23 protein-coding genes and 1 tRNA gene are annotated in these 19,550 nt (G+C 36.7%); 3 read left to right on the top strand and 21 right to left on the bottom strand.

The features are described from left to right. On the top strand, positions 1 to 520 hold a 520-nt coding region (locus ACJMLD_RS00640), incomplete at its 5' end, for a hypothetical protein (protein ID WP_405266985.1). A gap of 16 nt (positions 521 to 536) precedes the next feature. Further along, positions 537 to 1,166, top strand: coding sequence for a molybdenum cofactor guanylyltransferase (locus ACJMLD_RS00645; protein WP_405266987.1), 630 nt, complete (start codon positions 537 to 539; stop codon positions 1,164 to 1,166). Here ACJMLD_RS00645 and rrp42 read toward each other — a convergent pair. The 8 genes from rrp42 to ACJMLD_RS00685 all read right to left on the bottom strand — a co-directional run bounded on the left by rrp42 (position 1,163) and on the right by ACJMLD_RS00685 (position 7,127). Next, positions 1,163 to 1,948, bottom strand: a complete 786-nt coding sequence (gene rrp42 / locus ACJMLD_RS00650) for an exosome complex protein Rrp42 (protein ID WP_405266988.1) — start codon at positions 1,946 to 1,948, stop codon at positions 1,163 to 1,165. The two genes, ACJMLD_RS00645 and rrp42, sit on opposite strands and share 4 nt — an antisense overlap. Before the next feature lie 12 nt (positions 1,949 to 1,960). Beyond that, positions 1,961 to 2,656 carry an exosome complex exonuclease Rrp41 gene (gene rrp41 / locus ACJMLD_RS00655; RefSeq protein WP_405266990.1) on the bottom strand — a complete coding sequence of 232 codons (696 nt, stop codon included), beginning with the start codon at positions 2,654 to 2,656 and terminating at the stop codon, positions 1,961 to 1,963. 23 nt (positions 2,657 to 2,679) lie between these two features. Beyond that, positions 2,680 to 3,594, bottom strand: coding sequence for an exosome complex RNA-binding protein Rrp4 (gene rrp4 / locus ACJMLD_RS00660; RefSeq protein ID WP_405266992.1), 915 nt, complete (start codon positions 3,592 to 3,594; stop codon positions 2,680 to 2,682). Positions 3,595 to 3,613: 19 nt separating this feature from the next. Then, on the bottom strand, positions 3,614 to 4,315 hold the full coding sequence (locus tag ACJMLD_RS00665) for a ribosome assembly factor SBDS (protein WP_405266994.1): 702 nt from the start codon (positions 4,313 to 4,315) through the stop codon (positions 3,614 to 3,616). 33 nt (positions 4,316 to 4,348) lie between these two features. Next, on the bottom strand, positions 4,349 to 5,182 hold the full coding sequence (gene psmA / locus ACJMLD_RS00670; RefSeq protein ID WP_405266996.1) for an archaeal proteasome endopeptidase complex subunit alpha: 834 nt from the start codon (positions 5,180 to 5,182) through the stop codon (positions 4,349 to 4,351). 219 nt (positions 5,183 to 5,401) lie between these two features. Beyond that, on the bottom strand, positions 5,402 to 5,758 hold the full coding sequence (locus ACJMLD_RS00675) for an Rpp14/Pop5 family protein (RefSeq protein WP_405266998.1): 357 nt from the start codon (positions 5,756 to 5,758) through the stop codon (positions 5,402 to 5,404). After that, positions 5,748 to 6,458, bottom strand: coding sequence for a ribonuclease P protein component 3 (gene rnp3 / locus ACJMLD_RS00680; RefSeq protein WP_405267000.1), 711 nt, complete (start codon positions 6,456 to 6,458; stop codon positions 5,748 to 5,750). The genes ACJMLD_RS00675 and rnp3 overlap by 11 nt, the downstream gene beginning before the upstream one ends. Positions 6,459 to 6,506: 48 nt before the next feature. Beyond that, the gene (locus ACJMLD_RS00685) at positions 6,507 to 7,127 is read right to left on the bottom strand and encodes a zinc ribbon domain-containing protein (RefSeq protein WP_405267002.1); all 621 of its coding nucleotides are present in this window, start codon (positions 7,125 to 7,127) and stop codon (positions 6,507 to 6,509) included. A gap of 162 nt (positions 7,128 to 7,289) precedes the next feature. On the opposite strand from ACJMLD_RS00685, the gene ACJMLD_RS00690 reads away from it, so the two are divergent. Next, positions 7,290 to 7,583 carry a winged helix-turn-helix domain-containing protein gene (locus ACJMLD_RS00690; protein WP_405267004.1) on the top strand — a complete coding sequence of 98 codons (294 nt, stop codon included), beginning with the start codon at positions 7,290 to 7,292 and terminating at the stop codon, positions 7,581 to 7,583. On the opposite strand, the gene ACJMLD_RS00695 is transcribed toward ACJMLD_RS00690, so the two are convergent. From ACJMLD_RS00695 to cysK, 13 genes are all read right to left on the bottom strand, one after another. Further along, positions 7,580 to 8,551 (bottom strand): zinc ribbon domain-containing protein, encoded by a 972-nt coding sequence (locus ACJMLD_RS00695; RefSeq protein ID WP_405267222.1) that lies wholly within the window; start codon positions 8,549 to 8,551, stop codon positions 7,580 to 7,582. The genes ACJMLD_RS00690 and ACJMLD_RS00695 overlap by 4 nt on opposite strands. A gap of 14 nt (positions 8,552 to 8,565) precedes the next feature. Further along, positions 8,566 to 9,438, bottom strand: a complete 873-nt coding sequence (locus ACJMLD_RS00700; protein WP_405267006.1) for a double zinc ribbon domain-containing protein — start codon at positions 9,436 to 9,438, stop codon at positions 8,566 to 8,568. Positions 9,439 to 9,451: 13 nt separating this feature from the next. Beyond that, on the bottom strand, positions 9,452 to 11,713 hold the full coding sequence (locus ACJMLD_RS00705; protein WP_405267008.1) for an OB-fold nucleic acid binding domain-containing protein: 2,262 nt from the start codon (positions 11,711 to 11,713) through the stop codon (positions 9,452 to 9,454). A 14-nt stretch (positions 11,714 to 11,727) separates the two neighbouring features. Beyond that, entirely contained in the window at positions 11,728 to 12,243 is a 516-nt protein-coding gene (locus ACJMLD_RS00710; RefSeq protein ID WP_405267009.1) for a hypothetical protein, read from the bottom strand. A gap of 86 nt (positions 12,244 to 12,329) precedes the next feature. After that, positions 12,330 to 12,695 carry a desulfoferrodoxin family protein gene (locus ACJMLD_RS00715; protein ID WP_405267011.1) on the bottom strand — a complete coding sequence of 122 codons (366 nt, stop codon included), beginning with the start codon at positions 12,693 to 12,695 and terminating at the stop codon, positions 12,330 to 12,332. A 54-nt stretch (positions 12,696 to 12,749) separates the two neighbouring features. Then, on the bottom strand, positions 12,750 to 13,121 hold the full coding sequence (gene nifU / locus ACJMLD_RS00720; RefSeq protein ID WP_405267014.1) for a Fe-S cluster assembly scaffold protein NifU: 372 nt from the start codon (positions 13,119 to 13,121) through the stop codon (positions 12,750 to 12,752). 2 nt (positions 13,122 to 13,123) lie between these two features. Continuing rightward, entirely contained in the window at positions 13,124 to 14,332 is a 1,209-nt protein-coding gene (nifS, locus tag ACJMLD_RS00725; protein ID WP_405267016.1) for a cysteine desulfurase NifS, read from the bottom strand. A gap of 56 nt (positions 14,333 to 14,388) precedes the next feature. After that, positions 14,389 to 15,687 carry an O-acetylhomoserine aminocarboxypropyltransferase/cysteine synthase family protein gene (locus ACJMLD_RS00730; RefSeq protein WP_405267018.1) on the bottom strand — a complete coding sequence of 433 codons (1,299 nt, stop codon included), beginning with the start codon at positions 15,685 to 15,687 and terminating at the stop codon, positions 14,389 to 14,391. Positions 15,688 to 15,918: 231 nt separating this feature from the next. Beyond that, positions 15,919 to 17,265: a cysteine--tRNA ligase gene (gene cysS, locus ACJMLD_RS00735; RefSeq protein ID WP_405267020.1), complete on the bottom strand. Its 1,347-nt coding sequence runs from the start codon at positions 17,263 to 17,265 to the stop codon at positions 15,919 to 15,921. A gap of 31 nt (positions 17,266 to 17,296) precedes the next feature. After that, positions 17,297 to 17,368, bottom strand: a tRNA-Cys gene (locus tag ACJMLD_RS00740). Positions 17,369 to 17,441: 73 nt separating this feature from the next. Continuing rightward, positions 17,442 to 17,816 carry a transcriptional regulator gene (locus tag ACJMLD_RS00745; RefSeq protein ID WP_405267022.1) on the bottom strand — a complete coding sequence of 125 codons (375 nt, stop codon included), beginning with the start codon at positions 17,814 to 17,816 and terminating at the stop codon, positions 17,442 to 17,444. 1 nt (position 17,817) lies between these two features. Continuing rightward, positions 17,818 to 18,531, bottom strand: a complete 714-nt coding sequence (gene cysE / locus ACJMLD_RS00750) for a serine O-acetyltransferase (protein WP_405267024.1) — start codon at positions 18,529 to 18,531, stop codon at positions 17,818 to 17,820. Between the two features lie 61 nt (positions 18,532 to 18,592). Then, positions 18,593 to 19,540, bottom strand: a complete 948-nt coding sequence (gene cysK, locus ACJMLD_RS00755) for a cysteine synthase A (protein ID WP_405267025.1) — start codon at positions 19,538 to 19,540, stop codon at positions 18,593 to 18,595. Positions 19,541 to 19,550 lie beyond the last annotated feature (10 nt).

Genomic DNA, 19,550 nt, shown 5'->3' on the forward strand with positions numbered 1-19,550 from the left:
CTTTTCTGAAGTCGGAAATGAGTTAATCAGCCAGTTAAGTGCTGCTAATAAATACAAAGCAAATACTGAAAACTTAAAATCAATTAAAGACTGGGACCAAAAAGATTTTGACAATAAGTTGGCTGAGCTTAAAGATACAAGCGTTGATTTTAGAGCAGACATCCCTCCGGAAGAAAGGGAGGAATTCCTGGAAAACCTAAGGACATTGCTTGTCGATAAAAGGGAATTTATCATAAACCTAATTAACAACCCTAACTTGCTTGAAAAAGAAGAATTTACCGGTTTGATTAATGCGATTCTCCACTTGGATGAAGAATTGGAACACAGGAAAGATTTGGCCTTAGTAAATGAAACCGATTTCGGACATCTGAATGGAGATATGCAAAGGGTATATGATAAACTTATACATGAATGGGTTTACTACCTGAAATATCTGCATAAGAATTACCCTTACATGATTGCATTGGTCATACGTACAAACCCATTTGACAAAGATGCTGACGTCTATGTAAAAGAGTGATTCGGAGAGATTTAATATGAGTAGCGGAAAGAAAAACAGTGAAAGTATTAAATCTTGCATAATTTTATGTGGAGGGCAAAGTAGAAGAATGGGTCGTGACAAAGGTTCTATGATTATTCAGGACAAACCAATGATTAAACATGTTCTTTCTACTTTAAACCATCAAATTAATGAAGTCATAATTGTTTTAAATGACGAAGATAGGATTGACAGATATAAAGAATTTATTGATCCCCAAGAATACACTTACACCGTCACATTTTTAGAAGATATTATTAAAGATAAAGGACCTATGCCTGGAATCATGACTGGACTTTCACAAATCAAAAGCGAATATGCTCTAATACTGCCTTGTGATAGCCCATATGTTTCTAAAGACTACATTAATGCTATTTTTTCTGAGATAGATGAAAATTATCAGGCTGTTGTTCCCTACCATGATGAAAACAACAAACTAAAAACATCAGAACCTCTCCATTCAATTTATAATAAAAGCGTTATTCCTGAAATTGAAGAACTGGTCAATAAGGATGTTTTGCATATCAAAGGACTGATAGAAAAAATAGATACAAAATTTGTTTTAATAGATAATAAAAAAATAGAAGAAAAAGAATTTAAAAATCTAAATCGTCCAGAGGACATTTAAAGATTTTCAATTAACTCTTTAACTTTGTCTACTGCAGTGTTTACGCAGTAAAGAATATCATCTTTAGTCAATGGCTCTTTTCCACCTTTTTGCATGGAACAGATGTGGCCATCTTTTGTAACACCAACATTCAAGCGAGCGCTAGCTACCCTTTCTTCATCTAATGTTGGGTCAATGATCATTTTATCACCAATTTTAACAAAAGTGCATAAAGCCAATTCATTGTTAATTGGCAAGTCAAATGTTTCATCTTCACTAATGACTACTTCTTCATCCACAATGGTTGCAACAGGCAATTTTGTGGATTTGAGTGCTGCCATTACTGCCAATTCACATGCATCGAAAAGGTTTCCGCAGTTGTCTATAATGTGCAAATCAATGAATAGCATCCAAACGTGTTTTCCTTCTTCAACACATAGCTTATCCAATTCCACTAATTCGCTTTCACGAATACCCCTGTCAACTACACGTGCAAGTTCAATTGAATCGTCGCTAGGTGGTCCCGGTTCAAAAGTAGGATCAGCCATTGGCAACATTTCACAGTTGGTCATTAATACCCCTAAATCCGGAGTGTCTGGAAATGGGCTTCCAAGTTGTGGTTTAATACCAACCATCACTTGAGTTCCACCAAGCTTTACGCGAGCAGAACCTTCGGCTTTAGAAATAACATTAGTTTCAATAGTAATATCCCTATACTCGGTTAATCCCCTGCCATCTTCTCTTTTATCGTTTTTGACAAGGTTAGTAATACTTTGTCTTGTAATTTCTGGTACTATATCCATATTATCCACCCACTATTCTGTAGCATATTTTTTCATTAAAGCTTCCTTTTGAAGCTCGCTTACTTGACGACATCCTTCCATAGCTAAATCGATTGCTTTTGCAAATTCTTCTTCGGTCAAATTACCGTCACTTTGTAATAATGTGATTTCACCGGTTCTTGGCATCATAGCTATTGGAACATCAGCCTGTCCTTCTTTATCTTCATATTCAGATAAATCAAGTACGATTTCATCATTAACTTTACCTGCAGCGCATCCTACGACAATATCTTTCATAGGAACTCCTGCATCAACAAGTGCAACAGCAGCTGCTGTAATACCTGCACAACGGGTACCGCCTTCAGCTTCTATTACTTCTATATAAATATCAATCATTGAACGAGGGTAATTTTCTAACATTAAAGCCGGTCTTAAAGCATCAGCTGTAATTTTAGATATTTCAGAAGATCTTCTGTCAGGCCCTGGTCTTTTCCTGTCATCTACTGAAAACGGAGCCATATTATATCTGCATCTAATTACACCGGTATTTGGCTCAAGTAATCTTCTGATATATGATTCTCTAGGACCATATACAGCTACTAAAATTTTATTTCCACCAACTTCTAAGTAAGCTGAACCGTCTGCACGTTCAAGCACTCCTGCTTCAATTTTAATAGGACGTAATTCATCAAATTTTCTTCCATCCTTTCTAATAAATTCTGACATCATATCAACCTCTTAATCGCGAAGAATTATTTATTATTCAATATAAAAGAATTGTTTGAGTTATCACCATAAGATAATGAGTTATCTTTCTTGTTTTTGTTTTTTCTTTTTAATTCTTCAATAACCTCAGCTATGTTAGGTTTATCTTCTTTTTCTTTTTTCTCTTCTTCTTCTCTTTCTTCTTGTTCTAATTCTTCTTTAAAATTTTGAAGTTTAGGTTTTTCTAAAACAAATTCTTCTTCAGCTTCCTCAACTTCTTCAGGTGGCAATTCACCATCGATAGCCAAGTATAGTTTATTCTTGATTTTATTAGTCAAACCGGAAGTATGAGCTTCAGCTTCAATCAAATGAATTATGTTTTTGGTAAGCTGTTCCATGTCCTCGTCACCTTTTACCCAGACAAGACCATTTTGACCAACGACAATCTTACAATTGGTTTTGTCCTTAATCATGTTGATCATTGAACCTTTTTTACCAATTAACCTAGGAACTTTGGTTGGAGCAATATCGACAATGATTCCGCCTTTGAACTTGCCCATTCCTCTTCCTTTCAAACCGAGTTTTGCCTTTTTGATTTCATCTACTTCGACAACTCTTAAAAATAGAACATCCCCAACATCATAAACTTTGTTGAGCTCTTTTTTCTCACGACCAAACACTTCAAAAGCAGGTAAAATTCCAGAATAAGGTGAATTAATGTCTACATCCCACATTGAGAATCTGACATCATTAATTTTACCTATTACAACATCTCCTTTTTTAGGAACATATTTGCTTTTAAGAGGAATAACTCTAAGCTTTTTATTCCTCAAAGAAACAAGTCCCATTAAAGAAGAACAAACTTTACCATTCTCTTTAAAGGTACCTCTTCCTGAATAGTATTCATCGTCAGCCAATATCTGACCAGGAATAACTAAATCTTTATTTTCCACATATATCATAATAATCCCATAAACTTAATCATTTTATAGTACGAGTTTCCGCTTCACCATTTGAAATCTCAGCCATCTTTGCAGCGAAGGAATTTTGAAGACCTCCCGGCATTTCAATAATTCCAATCCATGAGCCGTCCTGTTGCCATTCCTCATTTACAATTTGACCAAATCCATGAATTACAGAATAAGCGCCTCCTGCAGCAGAGCCCGGAAGCCTGACAGCAACTTTGACCTTCTCAAATCTGATTGGAATAAGTGGCTTTATGGCTTTTAATGCCATTTGCACCTGTTGGTCAACAGAAGTGAACGGTTCGAACTTGACTTTTGCCTCATCACAGGCATTTTCAATTCTTTGAACCGGATGAGGTAAGCCATTTTGAGGATTGATAGCTTCTTTGGCTATCTTGTTAATAACCAGTTTTCTTTTATCCTCCTGCATTTTCCTTTTTTGCTCTGCAGTCAATTGGACTGTACCCTTTTCAAGGATGATTCTGGAAACTTCGATAGGATCTGTAGTTTCAAATATCTTCATCATAGCTTCATCAGAAGCCTTATCTCCCTTTTTGGAGTCTTTAAAAATTTCTTCAACAGCTAAAAGATCTTCAATGGCAACATCTGGACCATCAGGATTACGAAAATCTGCTGCTAAATCAGGGTCAACCAATATTTCAAAGTGTTCACCACTATATTCATATTTAGCGATAATAGCTTCATCAACATTTACCATTGAAACATCCCCTAACTAATTATAGAAATAAAATTATTCTTCCTTGTCTTCTTCAGAATCCTCTTCAGAATCTTTTTCAGAATCTTCTTCTACAACTTCCTCAGATTCCTCTTCAGATTCCTCTTTCTTTTCTTCCTCTTCTTCTTCGACGAGCACTTCATCAATGTATTTCTGCACTACGTCTTTAGAGAGTTTTACATATTTTTCATCTTCAATTTTGATAACGGCTATTTCAACATTGTTTGAAGTGGTTTCATGATCTGTAGCTTGACTGATAGCGGTTATTGCTAACTCAATAGCTCCTTCTAATGTTAAATCATCTTCGTATTTTTCTTCAAATATTTCCATAGCAGCTGACCTGCCTGAACCGATAGCGGTTGCCTTGTATTCTATTAATGCACCACTAGGGTCGGTTTCGAACAATTTGCATTCGCCGTTGTATACTCCACCAATGATTAAAGCAGAACCAAACGGCCTTACTCCACCATTCTGGGTGTATAACTGTAGCATATCACATAACTTTTTAGATAAGCTAGTTACACGAATAGGTTCGCTATAGGTGATTTTGTTTATTTGCGCTTCAACTCTTGCTCTTTCGACCAAAGCCCTTGCATCTGCAACAAGACCTGAAGTAGCTGCTCCTATATGTTCATCTATCTTAAATATTTTCTCGATAGATGACGCTTCAACTAATTTAGAAGTGGTTCTCTTGTCCACGGCTAAAACAATACCTTCAGAACTTTTTACACCGATAGATGTAGTTCCTCTTTTAACGGCTTCTCTTGCATATTCTACTTGGAAAAGCCTTCCGTCTGGGCTAAATACAGTAATAGCCCTATCATATCCTGCGTTTTGTAAAGGTTGCATAAATAATACCTCACATTTTTATAAATATTTTTTATAAATTTTAAATTCGACTACATAAAAAAATAAAACCAAATCTTCCATGAAAAGGCAAATTTTAATTTTAATTACTGGATTGTAGTAAATTAAAATATTTTTTTATTCTTTTTTCCATAAATTCAATTGATATTTATATTAATAAATTATTTATAAAGTTTTCTATTTTAAACTAACAAAAAGTAATTAAATGTATTTCTGAGAGGCCTTAATTGTGCCGGACAAAGCGATGGTTGTAACTGCAATTCTATTGCCGTTATACTTATTGGCCAAAGCAAGTGAAGAGCGGACTTCATCAACAAAATCCCTTTGGCATCTGACAATGGCCTTATAATGGTAATAATCTTCACTTTTTTCCATTTCAAAGAATCTCATAACCCATAAGTTAAAGTTAGATGAATTGGCTTCGCCCTGAAAACGGATGCAGGCGTCCCATACAATTGCAACCAGATCATCCTTGGTAATGGGTGATGCCGATTTGACATCAACAGTAAGATATCTGTTATTCTTCCTAAGTGTAGGCGGCAAAACCCTAAGCTTCATCGATGATCCTCCTAACACCGCTGAAAATCATTTGATCTCTATTCCTATTGAATTCCAGAATCTGACCGGAAGTTTCGAATGATTTATTGATTTCATCATTGGAAAGACCTGTTTGTTTAAAAAAAGCAATGAAATCATGAGTGGTTCTGATATCGAAAACAGACTCTGCCCTTGAAGATAAAATCAATGGAAACTCAAATTTTCTATACAGCACATAAATATCCTTAAAATTAGAGATTACCTTAGCTCTGTGAGACAAGTAACTTCTTAAAACATCCTTAAAACATAATTCAATCGCGACATTATTGTTTAGGGCCTCCTTTGCAAGCACGTGATTCAAGCCAGAATCAAATCTCTTTAGATACGGTCTTGAGAGAACATCAACCTTAACGTTTTCAACGGCAGCCCTATTGACCTTTAAATCTCCGCCTACAACTGAAATGCATGAAGCCTTGTTTCTAAATTTATTAGTCACTTTTCTGATTTCATTGATGTTTGTTGACTTAATCTCCAGGGTATAGTCAAAATCAATTACATCTGCCAAATTGTTTTCCAGATTCTCCTTTAAATCAAGCCCCTCCTGGAACTCGTTCTGGTTATATGAAAAATTGATATGCTTCCATCCATACCTGGAAGCCTCGCTGGCTAATGCAATATTATTTTCTAATCCAGCCCCCTTAACATTTAAATCAAAAAACATAGTAGATACTTTATTATTTTTTATATTAATAATTTTTTAAAAAGCAGATTATTGGTATCTGTAGAATTCAACATTCCAGCTTACTGTTTCATAGTAATCAATTGTGAATGTCTCATCTGATGAAGAGGTATAAGTAAAGGAATCTGATCTTGTTTCAACTGCACTTTTAGAGCCCCAATCCACACCTCCAGACTCACCGTTAGAACCTGAAACATATAAATGGTTTGTAGCATAGTTTTTGATAGGATATGCTGAAAGCTTTACCATTATCTTACCGCTAGGAACAACAACAGTCTTGGAACCTGAACCCTCACCGGAATAGCTTCCAATTGAAACCCATGATTTAGCCTCGCTTTCCTGATTTGAAGAGACAACCTGTGTTTGAACATCATCATCCGAATCATCGCTTTCAACGGAATCTACTGCCTGGGAAACATCGGCCTCCTGTGAAGCTTCATCGGCAGAACTAGAACTATCGTCTCCGGCCAATGCAAAATACCCAATAACGCCAACAAGCAAAATAATTACTGCAATCAAAGCTATAATTATATATTTTGTGCTGTTTGACTTTTCGGAAGTTTCCACAGGTGCATGAGACAGAGACCCGCCACATTTAGTGCAGAATTTTGCACCCTTCTTATTTTCAAACCCACATTGTCTGCATTTCATATTATCATAAAATTAAATCTTATATAATTAATATTTTACAATAATAGTATAAATAAATTATTAAGAAAAACTAAAATGATTTAACAAGTGTATAACTTAATATTAACAAACTAATAATATGTTATAAAACATTTTATAGTATTAAGAACATAATATTGTATTATGTCTAAAAGAAATGATGAGCTTTTGAAGTTAACTTCCTATGTTCAAATTTCCAAGTACAGAGAAAAAACATTAAAATCAATTGGAGATGAAGTTAAAATACCAACAAATATCGCAAAAGACAGTGGAATCAGAACAAACCACATTTCAAAAGTTTTAAGCGAATTGAAAAGTAAAGAGATTGTCGAATGTATAAATGAAGAAGCTCGTAAAGGAAGACTATACAGATTAACCGATACTGGAAAAGAAGTATTGGAAACAATTAAAGATAAAGAGGAAAAAGAAAGTGATTAGCTAATCTCAATACCCTCTTTTATAAATTCTAACTCCTTTCGAGTTTCTGAATCTGACGCTTCTTTTAAAACATCATACAAACTATTTATAATCGCACTATTTTTAGCATTTAACGGGAACATTTCACTTGTTTCGATGAAAATTGAATCATAATTCGGAGATTTCAAATCCATTTTATATTGCAGCTTTATTTCCTGGCGCAAGTCTTCATCAATGTATTTTTCTAAATAGACTATAATCTCATTAGCAAAATTGTTTCCGAACATCATCATGCTTTTTAATGATTCATCGTCCAGACTAGTATTTTCAACCAAATAATTGAAAGATCCGTAGTTCTGATAGCCATAAGGAATGAATCTGCCTTCGACAGTGTGAGCACAATATTCATTCATGATTTTAAATTTCGGAAGGGTTAGGAAATACCAGACAAAGCTCTGTAATGTTGATGAGGTATTAACTTTAAAAATATCACATAATAATGATTCGATAATATTGAACAGAATATAATGGGCCAATTCATGGATGACAGTAGCAATTTGGACTGAATCATCCAGCCTATCATCATAATAAATGCAATTTCCAAAAAAGATATATCCTCGTTCATATCCTCTTGATTTGGGTTTGCATGGGGCAAATACGCTTGCCAAGCTAAATATCTTACTTTTTGTCGTATCCCCATAGACATCAACATAATCCGCTCTTAAAAAAATATTGGAGAGCAATTCATTATATTCATAATCGCTAATTTTCGCATCCAATAATAGATTCTCATTATATTCACTGAAAAGTATATCAAAATCATCGATAGTAATCGGATTTATCTGCTTTAGGCAATGGGTACAATGTGTGGAATAATCAGGATTAACCTCACCACAGAAAGAGCATATGTGTTCGGTTATGAGCTTGTTGCCGCAATGGGTGCAATAATTATTTTCCTTAAGGTTGAATGTTCCACAAACATCACACATTTTCAATCTAATCACTACCTAAGCATGTTTTTAAGGCTTTTAACTGATTTTCTTAATAATTTTTTATTTTTCATGTTATTCCCGCAGTTAGGGCAGAATTCAGTATTCCAATCCAGGATTTCGCCGCAGGAACAGACGATTTTTGATTTGATAATCCTTTGGGGGTTTAATGGCCTTTCGCAATTCTGGCAGAATTTTGAGGTCATTGGATTTTTATGGCCGCAAACGCAAACAATCAGTGAATTCTCATTGTTCAGATTAGCTCCGCATTCTATACAAAAAGAAGAAGTGATTTCATTTAACTTGGAGCAAGTGCACAGTATAGCGCTGTCATTCAAGCGACCATAGTTCTTTAAAGGCAGACCGCAATTGCGGCAGAAACCTGCATTTTTCTCATTTTCCTCTCCGCAAAAGCAGAATTTTGAATCCTTGAATTCCAAACTGAAATTGCTATAATTATCGCCACTTTCATTTTCCAGACGCAATCTTTTACCGCACATCTCACAAAAGATATTTTCCTTAGGATTAACAGCGCCGCATTCGCATAAAATGTTATCTATTGAAAATTGAGGCTTGGATTTGCTTTTCAAGATTTTAGAAAGCTTACTTTGAGACCTTTTAGCTCCGCACATATAACAATAATCATTGTCAACATGATTAAGATATCCACAGGAACATATCTCATATTTGAAAGCCTCCCGCTTCGATAGGATATATGGTGAAAAGTCAATGTCAAAATTGAAAAATCCTATATTGTGTATTGGCGGTATGAATACACTGTCATCATCTGTTGCACGATACATTGTCTTGCATCCGCATCCCGGACAATAGGGCTCATTCGGAAGTATTCTATGACCGCACTTTCTACAATAATTCTCTAAAAACATTTTAAATCAAAAGCTACTTTTTAGATAAGGACTGGACTTCTTCTACAACCTTATATAAAACCTCTTCACCAAGCCCCTCAATGAACTTGATAGATCCTGCGCATTCATGACCTCCGCCGTCAATACCTGCCTGAGGCACCCTTTCAATCATGGTGGCGACTATTTCATTTACATTAAAACCGTACTGCTCATTGACGGCATCAGTCGCCCTAAATACTCCAAAGTCAGGGCCGTGGCCTAATGTCACAATCGGTTTATCTTCACCTAGCTCTTTAATAATCTTGTCATGGACAAAGCCGCAGGTTTTGCCGGGAGCGGGGAATGTGAACTTATGCGCATATTTTTCAACATCTATAAGGTTGAAGTAAATGCCATTTGCGAGTTGTGTTCTTTTAATATTAGGAAGGGTCGCCTTAAGCTGGGTATCGACACGCTTTTGATACTCTTTATATAATGCATCAATCATCTTCTGATGCTTATCCAAGTTATCGACAGCCAAAATGGTATCCATTATTCCCCTTCCATTCATAAATCTCAAGAAATAAGCTTCAAAATCAACACATTCAGCTATTTTTGCCAAATGTTCTTTGCTGAATCCTTTTTCAGCTGCAATTTCAAGGTATTGGTAGACCTCGCCGCATTGGGCGCGGTCACCTAATGCTGCAACAGCAGGAAGGTGTTTGATTAGCTCCTTCACATTAGGATTGATGAGATGGGCCACTTCCGTTGCAAGCGCGCCTGCAGTCAATTGTGAATCTCCGCCAACCAGATAGGGGTTGACATGGGTATCGACATATTCGTCAACCGCAACTGTTGCCCCATAGATTTCACCGTCTATAACCTCTTTAGTAATTAATTCACCAGGAGAGTGGTGGTCTATTACAACGACTTCAATATCATAGATTTTAGCTTGCATCAAGGCAACGATATCCTCTTCAGTAGAACCATTGTCCAAAAGGACAATCAGAGGCAGTTTCTGACCGTGCCTTTCCTGGTCTTCCAGGGCAAATGACAAATCTTTAACAACATCTTCAAGTTCATAAAATGGCGCTTTGCTTGGAGATCTTTTGAAATAATAATATTGAGCATCATTGCTTGGGTTTGCACTTTCAATTAATGGGATAATTGCCTTTTCCATTGCAACGCCTGAACAGATTCCATCGGCATCATTGTGATGTCTAAGCAGAATTGTTCTTCCGTCAAGTATTGCCCTTCTGATTTTTTGTGCAGCTTCCCTCATCTTTGGCTTGAGTCTGTTTAAAACATCACTCTTGACCAAGAAATCGACATGTTGAGGCTCGGCTTTCTTGTTTAATGCATCATCAATTAACTTATGCAGCTTGATTGAATTTTCCTCGCCAAGTTTCATCATTGAAGATGACTCGATTTGTGTCTTTCCGCCGTGTTCGTTGACTTCACCCACAACCTGCACGGCATCACCAAGTTCAATTTCCGGATATGACCTCTCGCCAGCCTTGTCGAATGCTGCGATTTCAGCTGTTCCGGTTTCATCACTGATTATGAAGATGGTCGGGCCTGAAGTCTGCTGTATCTGCTGCACTTCACCATCGATTCTAACAATGTTTCCCTTTTTCTCTTCAAGCTTATTTATCAAAGTTCTTGGAAGGGAAATTGTCATTCTTTTAAGATTGTACTCTTCAACATGGGCCGCTGCGAAATCTATTTTTCCTTCCCTTGATTTTATAGATGTGATGAATACAATAATCTCATCGCCGACATGATAATGGTCGACTTCTCCCCTCATAAGTCCCCAAACATTGTTGTTCAATGAAACGAATGCACCGTATCTTTCTATTCTGGTAATCTTTCCCTTGTATAACTTGTCCTTATCAATGTCCTTCATCTGACACATTGAATCTAAAACATATACATCGCGAGTGGCTCTTCTTCTAGCCTCAAATTCATCATATTTTTCTTTTTCAGCTTTTCTTTTTTCTTCACATTCTGCGCATAAATCATGCTTTTCACTGATTGACTTGCCGCAGTCCCTACATACATTAATCTGACCGGTTCCATGACAATGAGGGCATTCTTCATAAACTTCAACTTGGCCTTTCCCATTACATACTTCACATGGAATATCCTCTTCTCCGCCCAAGTCAAATTTTGCTCTTGCATTGCTGTTAACCCCTTTAAAATGACCGCTTATATCAAAGGCATCTTCTTCAAAGCCTGTTCCTCCGCAAGCCTCACATTCTTTGTAGTCCACAACAACTGAACCTATTCCCATACATTTTGGACATTTTGTCTTCAATTTAAAACCCCTTACTATATAATGAAATTATCCTTAAACAATTTTGGATTTTCTTTAACTATTTCATCACGCTGATCTTGATATTGTTTTGCCTGATAAATTAAATCATTAGCTTCTGAAGCATAATTTGTTCCTGTGTAATTTGAATAAACTCTAAAGCACTCAATGGATTCTTTTAATTTATCAACAGCTTGGATTTTCAACTCTAATTCGCGAATAACAGTATCAATATAATCATTTTGGATTTCATTTATATCTGATGAAAAATTGCTTTTAATGTTTCTCAGCTTTTCCAAACTACTATTATAATTATCGCCTGCAGATACTGCCTTATTCATTGATTCATCAAAGCTTCTATCATTGACCAATATAACAGCCTCATTATAATCATTGTCTCCATTAACGATTGCATCGCTAATTTCCGGCATGGTTTTATTTATATTATCTACAGAACTGTCAATGAAAACAATGGCTGCTGAAATAATCAGTAAAGATAAAACAAAAATTATTAATTTACTATAACTAGACACGATAATATTTGTGTAAAAAGATGTTATTAAAATTTTTCATGAAAAAGAATAAATAAAAAAAGAAAGTTTAAAAATGAATTTTAAACTTATTCTGCGGACCAGAGACCGTGTTGGTTACAGAATGCTAATACGGTCAAATCTTTAGTGCAGTTTATAGTGAAAGTTGCTTCTGGAGCGTCACCAGGTTTAAAGTGTTTGATGTATTGTTCACAATTTGATTCAACAAGCACAAATTGAATGTAGTGATCATCATCCATTGGATGAGCTGCTTCACCGACTTTAACGGTGATGTCATTGCCATCGATTTCGACTACAGGTTTGTGTTTAGGTGACTTTTCACCTTCAGTTTGTATAGGGAATGCAAGCATGTGGTCAGAACATACTTTTTCATCGCCTTTAGCTAAAAGTTGTACAATGCTTCCGCAATCATCACATTTTAAAATTTTTACCATTTAAAACATCTCCTTATTTAGTTAAGGATATTATATTTATCAAAGTATTTATTATTATTGATTGTTTTCCTGATAGTTTTCAATGGCTGCCTGAAGCCCGTCTGCCGCAAGGTTTGAACAGTGCATCTTTATTGGTGGAAGGCCATCCAATTCGTCGGCAACATCGTTTCTGGAGATTTGCAACGCTTCGTCTATGGTTTTTCCAACAGCGATTTCAGTAATCATGCTGCTTGTTGCAATAGCTGCTCCGCAACCGAAGGTCTGGAATGAGATATCCTGAATTACATCATCTTCAACCTTGATATAGATTGTCATCAAATCCCCGCATGTTGGGTTTCCGACGGTCCCGACACCGTTTGCATCTTCCATCTTTCTGCAGTTTCTTGGGTTTGCAAAGTGATCCATTACCTTTTCTGAATAATCCATAATTAACACATCCTACAGTCATCACCGTGTTTTTTACACATTACGCCATCATAATCCAATTCCTGATTCCATAAAGGAGACATTTCCCTTAATCTTGAAACGGATTCATCGATAGTGCTTACAAATTCATCAACATCAAAATTGTCGCTTTCAGGCGCTAAAGAAATTCTTAAGGAACCATGGACATCTACTGGGTCTAACCCTAATGCAGTTAGAACAGGTGAAGCTTCCAGCTTATTTGATGAACAAGCGGAACCAGTTGAAGCCTGATAACCTTTTGCATCAAGTAAAAGAATCAAGGATTCACCTTCAATTGCCTTGAATCTGAAGTTGACAAGGTTAGGTAACCTGTTTTCCCTGTCCCCATTAACATATGCTTCAGGAATTGTAGTTAAAACTTTATCCATCAATTCATCTCTGATTGAGGATAATTTTTCTTGGTGTTCTTCCAATTGATTTGCAGCTAATTCGCATGCTTTTCCAAATCCTACGATTCCAGGAACATTCTCAGTTCCTGATCTGATTCCTCTTTCCTGACCTCCGCCATGAATGAGCGGTACGAGACGAGTCCCTTTTTTGATATATATTGCTCCAACACCTTTTGGACCATTAATTTTATGGGAGGATAAAGATAGTAAATCTACATTCAGTTTCTCAACATCCACTTCAATTTTACCAAAAGTTTGCACTGCATCGGTGTGGAATTTGATTCCCTTTTCACGAGCGATTTTACCGATTTCCTCAATTGGCTGAATGGTTCCAATTTCATTGTTACCATGCATGATGGTAATTAAAATTGTGTCATCGGTTATAGCATCTTCCAAATCTTCAACTTTGATTATGCCGTTTTCATAAACCGGCAAGTAAGTTACTTTAAAGTCAAAATCCTCTAAGAATTTTAAAGTATCCTTTACTGCAGGATGCTCTATTTCAGTAGTAATAATATGTTTGCCTTGATTGAGATATTTAAAGGCAATACCTTTAATAGCCAGATTATCTGATTCTGATCCCCCGCTTGTGAAGATTATTTCTTCTGGTTTAGCATTGATTGCATCAGCTACTCTTTGACGAGCCAAATCTAATGCTTTTTTAGATTCACGACCATATTTGTAAAGAGTTGAAGGGTTTCCGAACTCTTCTCTAAAATATGGTTTCATTTCTTCAAAAACTTCTTCGCTAACTTGTGTAGTTGCTGAATTATCTAAATACATTTCACTATCTCCCAATTGTCTTTTTAATATATGTCTTAAGTAACAAAAATGTAAATTTAATCAAGGCTGTCAAGCGCTTGACTTAAATCGTCAATTAAATCATTAACATCTTCCAAACCAATGGACAACCTGATAAAGTCAGGTGTGACTCCAGTTGCTTCTTGCTCTTCAGGGGTTAATTGTTGATGTGTTGTACTTGCAGGGTGAATCGCAAGGCTTTTTGCATCCCCGATGTTTGCAAGAATTGAGAATAATTCTAATTTTTCGATTACTTTTCTTCCTGCCTCTTCACCGCCTTCAACACCGAATCCTAGGATGCCTGCAAAGTTATCCTTGAGGTATTTCTTATTGATTTCATAGGTTGGATGTGATTCCAATCCAGGATAATTAACCCATTTGACTTTAGGATGAGCTTCCAAGAATTTTGCTACTTTTAAAGCATTTTCAGAATGTCTTTTTACTCTAACGTCAAGGCTTTCGAGTCCTTGCAGGAACAAGAAACTGTGTACTGGTGCTAAAGTAGCTCCCAAATCCCTTAAGAGTCTTGCCCTTATTCTTACTGTAAATGCAATGTTTCCAAGTTCAGGGACATCTCCGAATGAATCCCAAAATACGATTCCATGATAACTTGGATCTGGACTGGTGAAGTTTGCAAATTTGCCGTTTCCCCAATTGAATTTTCCTGAATCAACAATGTATCCTCCAACAGCAGTACCGTGGCCTCCGACATATTTGGTTGCTGATGCTGCAATGACATCAGCGCCATGTTCCAATGGCCTTACCAATCCTACACCAACGGTGTTGTCCACAATCAATGGAATGTCATGTGAATGTGCGATTTCTGCCAATTTTTCAAAGTCAGGCACATCCAATTTAGGATTTCCAATGGATTCCACATAGATTGCCTTTGTCTTTTCATCGATTGCATCTTCAAATGCCTGCAAGTCCTGGGAATCGACGAACTTGACGTCCCTTGCGAGATCCTTGAAAGTGTAGTTGAACAATTGGTATGTTCCGCCGTAGAGGTTGTCTGCTGAAACTATATTGTCTCCAGGTTCTGTTACATTTAATATTGCATATGAAATTGCTGCAAGACCACTTGATGTTGAAATGCCTGAGTTACCGCCTTCGATAGCAGCAATTCTTGCTTCAAATACATCACTGGTAGGGTTAGTTAATCTGGAGTAAATTTGTCCAAATTCTTGAAGGGCGAATCTTCTTGCAGCCTCATCTGAGTCTTTAAATACATATGAAGTAGTTTGATAAATCGGAACCGCCTGCGCCCCGGTTGCGGGGTCTGGAGTTTGTCCTGCACGTACGCCTAATGTTGCTAATCCATAATTCTTATTTGTCATTAATTATCACCTTTATAAATTGATTTGAGTAAAATATATCACGTGTTATATTCACTATATAACAATTGTTATTATTCCTATATAAATGTTTTGGAAAACCTAAATATTTATGAAAAAAATAGATTATAACTTATGTTATACAAACATAACATATGTTATTTTTAGTATATAAAGATTATTATTCCTTAATGAAAGAAAGTTCAAAAATTAAAAAAAAGAGGAGAATAACTCCTAATCGTTTATCTCATAACCTAAATCTTGTAGGCTAGCTCTTATTTTATCAGACAAATCATATTGTTTGTTAGCTCTTAGCTCGGATCTTACTTCAGAAATCAAATCAAGCAAATCATCTGAACCTGCATTGACTTCTTCAACTTCAAAGCTGACTCCTAAAATATGAGCCACATCATCCAAGAACGCTTTGATGGCTTTCTTATCTTCATCAGAAATGGAATCCAAGTCATTTTTGGTATCATTAATCAATCCGAATATTGCCGCAATAGCCTTAGGAGTGTTGAAGTCGTCGTCCATGCTGTCAAAGAATTCCTTTTTGTGAGGAGCCAACACATCGCTTTCATAAATATCCTCACCAACTTCAACATCCAAAAGCTCATAATATTTTCTGATTCTGTCTAAGCTTTTTTCGGATTGGTGAAGTGAATCTTTAGAAAAGTCAATCGGACTTCTGTAGTGAGTTGAAAGCACAAAGAATCTGAATGTTTCGGCAGCATAATCCTCAAGCAGTTCACGGATAGTGATGAAGTTGTTTAAGGATTTTGACATTTTTTCCCCATTCACGTTTAAGAATCCTGTGTGCAACCAGAACTTGACCATTGGAGCCTTTCCAGAAACCGCTTCCATCTGGGTGATTTCCGCTTCGTGGTGAGGGAAAATCAAGTCAAGCCCACCGCCGTGAGCGTCATACTGCGGTCCGAAGTAGTACTCTGTAATAGCAGTATCTTCAATATGCCATCCAGGCCTTCCGTCACCCCATGGGGATGGCCAGGTCGGTTCATCCACACCAGAACGTTTCTTCCAAAGCGCAAAGTCCTGCGGATTTTTCTTGGTTGTATCGGCCAAATCCCTATGAGATTCAAGCTCTTCAACATTTCTGTTGGACAATTTACCGAATTCAGGGAACTTGTCGATTTCAAAGTAGACACCGTCTTCAGTTTCATAGGCAAAGCCCTTATCGATCAGCCTTTGAATCTGGTCCAAAATCTCATCAACATGATCGGTTGCCCTTGCAAACAGATTGACTCCGTTTACATTAAGTTTGTTCATGTCTTCGATGTATCTTTTTTCGAATTTTCTAGCCAATTCGTTTGCCGGAATTCCACTTTCCTTGGACCTGTTAATGATTTTATCATCAATATCAGTAATGTTTTGAATATAGAATACTGCATATCCCTTGTATTCCAAGTATCTCTTTATTGTATCAAAGGAGATGTATGTTCTTCCATGTCCAATATGAGCATCATCATAAACAGTCGGACCACAAACAAATAAGTTAACTCTGTTTTTATTAATAGTCACAAAATTCTCTTTACTACGAGTTAAAGTTGAATAGACGTCCATAAAAATAACCTCAAAAAATAGTAATTGTAAAAGGCAAGTGAGGGATTTGAACCCCCGTATTATGGTCTGCAGCCACACACCTAAGCCACTCGGTAAACTTGCCACTTAAAATTAAAGTATAATAAAATATTGGTTATTGATAGTTTAAATACTTTACTATAAAATCCAATATTTTCCTAATTTACTTCAGAACCCAAACAGGATTGACAGTCTTCACCAAGTTCTGATTTGTCAATGTTGAGCTGTTCCAACACATCAGATATTTCGACATTATGACAGATTTTGCATGTTCTTGAAATCAAATCTGCTTTGGTAGCTTCACCTTCAGATAACTCACGGGCAAATGTTTTAATCATTTCACGAACATCATCGTCGAGCTTGATTCCACTTCCACGTTTGTCAGTAATATACTGTGATACTGCAGGTTGAGTGATATCCATAAGTTCAGAAACATCTTTCTGTTTCATGCCTAAGTTCAAAAGCTCTTTAGCTAATTCTGACCTAATAGCTGGTATTACATACCAAACTACGATTTCACAAGGTGGTTTCATTTTAATCACTATTCTCTTTAAATAAGTCTCCAAATTTAGATTCATCATCGATTTTTTCTTCAGCTAAACAAATTCCATTCTTATCAAGCAAAATTTGAATGAGCTTCTCATTTTCCTCAACTTGCTTTTCTAAAGATCTTATTGCTGCTGCAACAGGGTCCGGCAGTTTATTGTGCTCCAAATCAACAACATGACTTTGGTTTTTGCATTTAACAATCCTTCCTGGAACACCAACACAAGTGGATTCAGGAGGAACATCCTTCAGCACAACAGCTCCAGTACCTATTTTGGCATATTCGCCAATGGTAATGTTACCCATCACCTTGGCTCCGGCACCAATGATAACTCCTTTTTCTATAGTAGGGTGCCTTTTGCCTTTGCTGGTTGTAGTACCCCCAAGCACAACACCCTGATAAATCAATACGTCATCTCCGACAATTGTTGTTTCACCAACAACAATTCCCATTCCATGATCTATAAAAACATTTTTGCCGAACTGTGCGCCTGGGTGGATTTCAATTCCTGTGAGAAAACGAGAGATGGTTGATAGAATACGAGCTAACAATTTTAATGAATGGTTCCAGAACCAGTGGCTGATTCTATGGAACAATAATGCATAAAACCCTGGATAGCATAGGAATATTTCTATTGATGAACGCATCGCAGGGTCCTTTTCCTTAAAAGTGTTTATCTCACTTTTCAAACCATCGAACATTAAAAATCTCCAAAGTTTTTACACTATAATATAATATAACATATAGTATAAATACTTTATCTTATTCAAATAACCAGTCTACAGAGAGATATCTTTCTCCATTATCAGGTAAGATTGCTATTATCCTTTTGCCTTTATTTTCTTCTCTTTTAGCCAATTCCAAAGCCGCAAAAGTAGCTGCACCAGAGGATATGCCTGTAAATATACCTTCATTTTTAGCAAGGGCCAATAAGGTTTTTCCAGCATCTTCGCTTGCAACCGGGAAAATCTCATCAATTACTTCAGCATCATATATTGAAGGGACAAATCCTGCACCTATACCTTGGATTTTATGAGGTCCCTTTTCACCTTTTCCAAGTGTCTGGGATTCTTCTGGCTCGACAACAACTACCTTAACATCCGGAAGGGTTTCCTTTAATCCTTTAGCAATTCCTGTAGCTGTTCCGCCGGTTCCTGCCGCTGATACGACAATGTCGACATTGCCTTCAGTATCCCTTAAGATTTCCTGAGCGGTGGTTTCCTTATGAATCTTTACATTTGCAGGGTTGTCGAACTGACCTAATATAATGGAATCCGGAGTTTCCTCATTCAATTCATTAGCTTTTGCAATAGCTCCGCCCATTCCGTCAGCACCAGGGGTGAGGACAAGCTCGGCACCTAAAACGCTCAAGAACTTCCTTCTTTCAACGGACATGGTTTCAGGCATGGTCAATATCAATTTGTAGCCTTTGGCCGCTGCAGCAAAAGCAAGACCGATACCGGTATTTCCGCTTGTAGGTTCAATGATTGTAGCACCCGGCTTGAGCAAGCCCTTCTCTTCTGCATCTTCAATCATCGCTACCGCTACACGATCCTTTACGCTACCGGTCGGGTTGAATGATTCAATCTTGACATCAACTTCCGCCTCTAATCCTTCTGTTAAATTGTTTAGCCTTACTATTGGAGTGTTTCCGATAGCATCTGTAATGCTTTCCAATACTCCTCTTTTTAATTCTGGTATATTTGCCATATTCATATCT

Origin of the sequence: Methanobrevibacter sp. (genome assembly GCF_045112895.1) — an archaeon.
GTDB lineage: Archaea > Methanobacteriota > Methanobacteria > Methanobacteriales > Methanobacteriaceae > Methanocatella.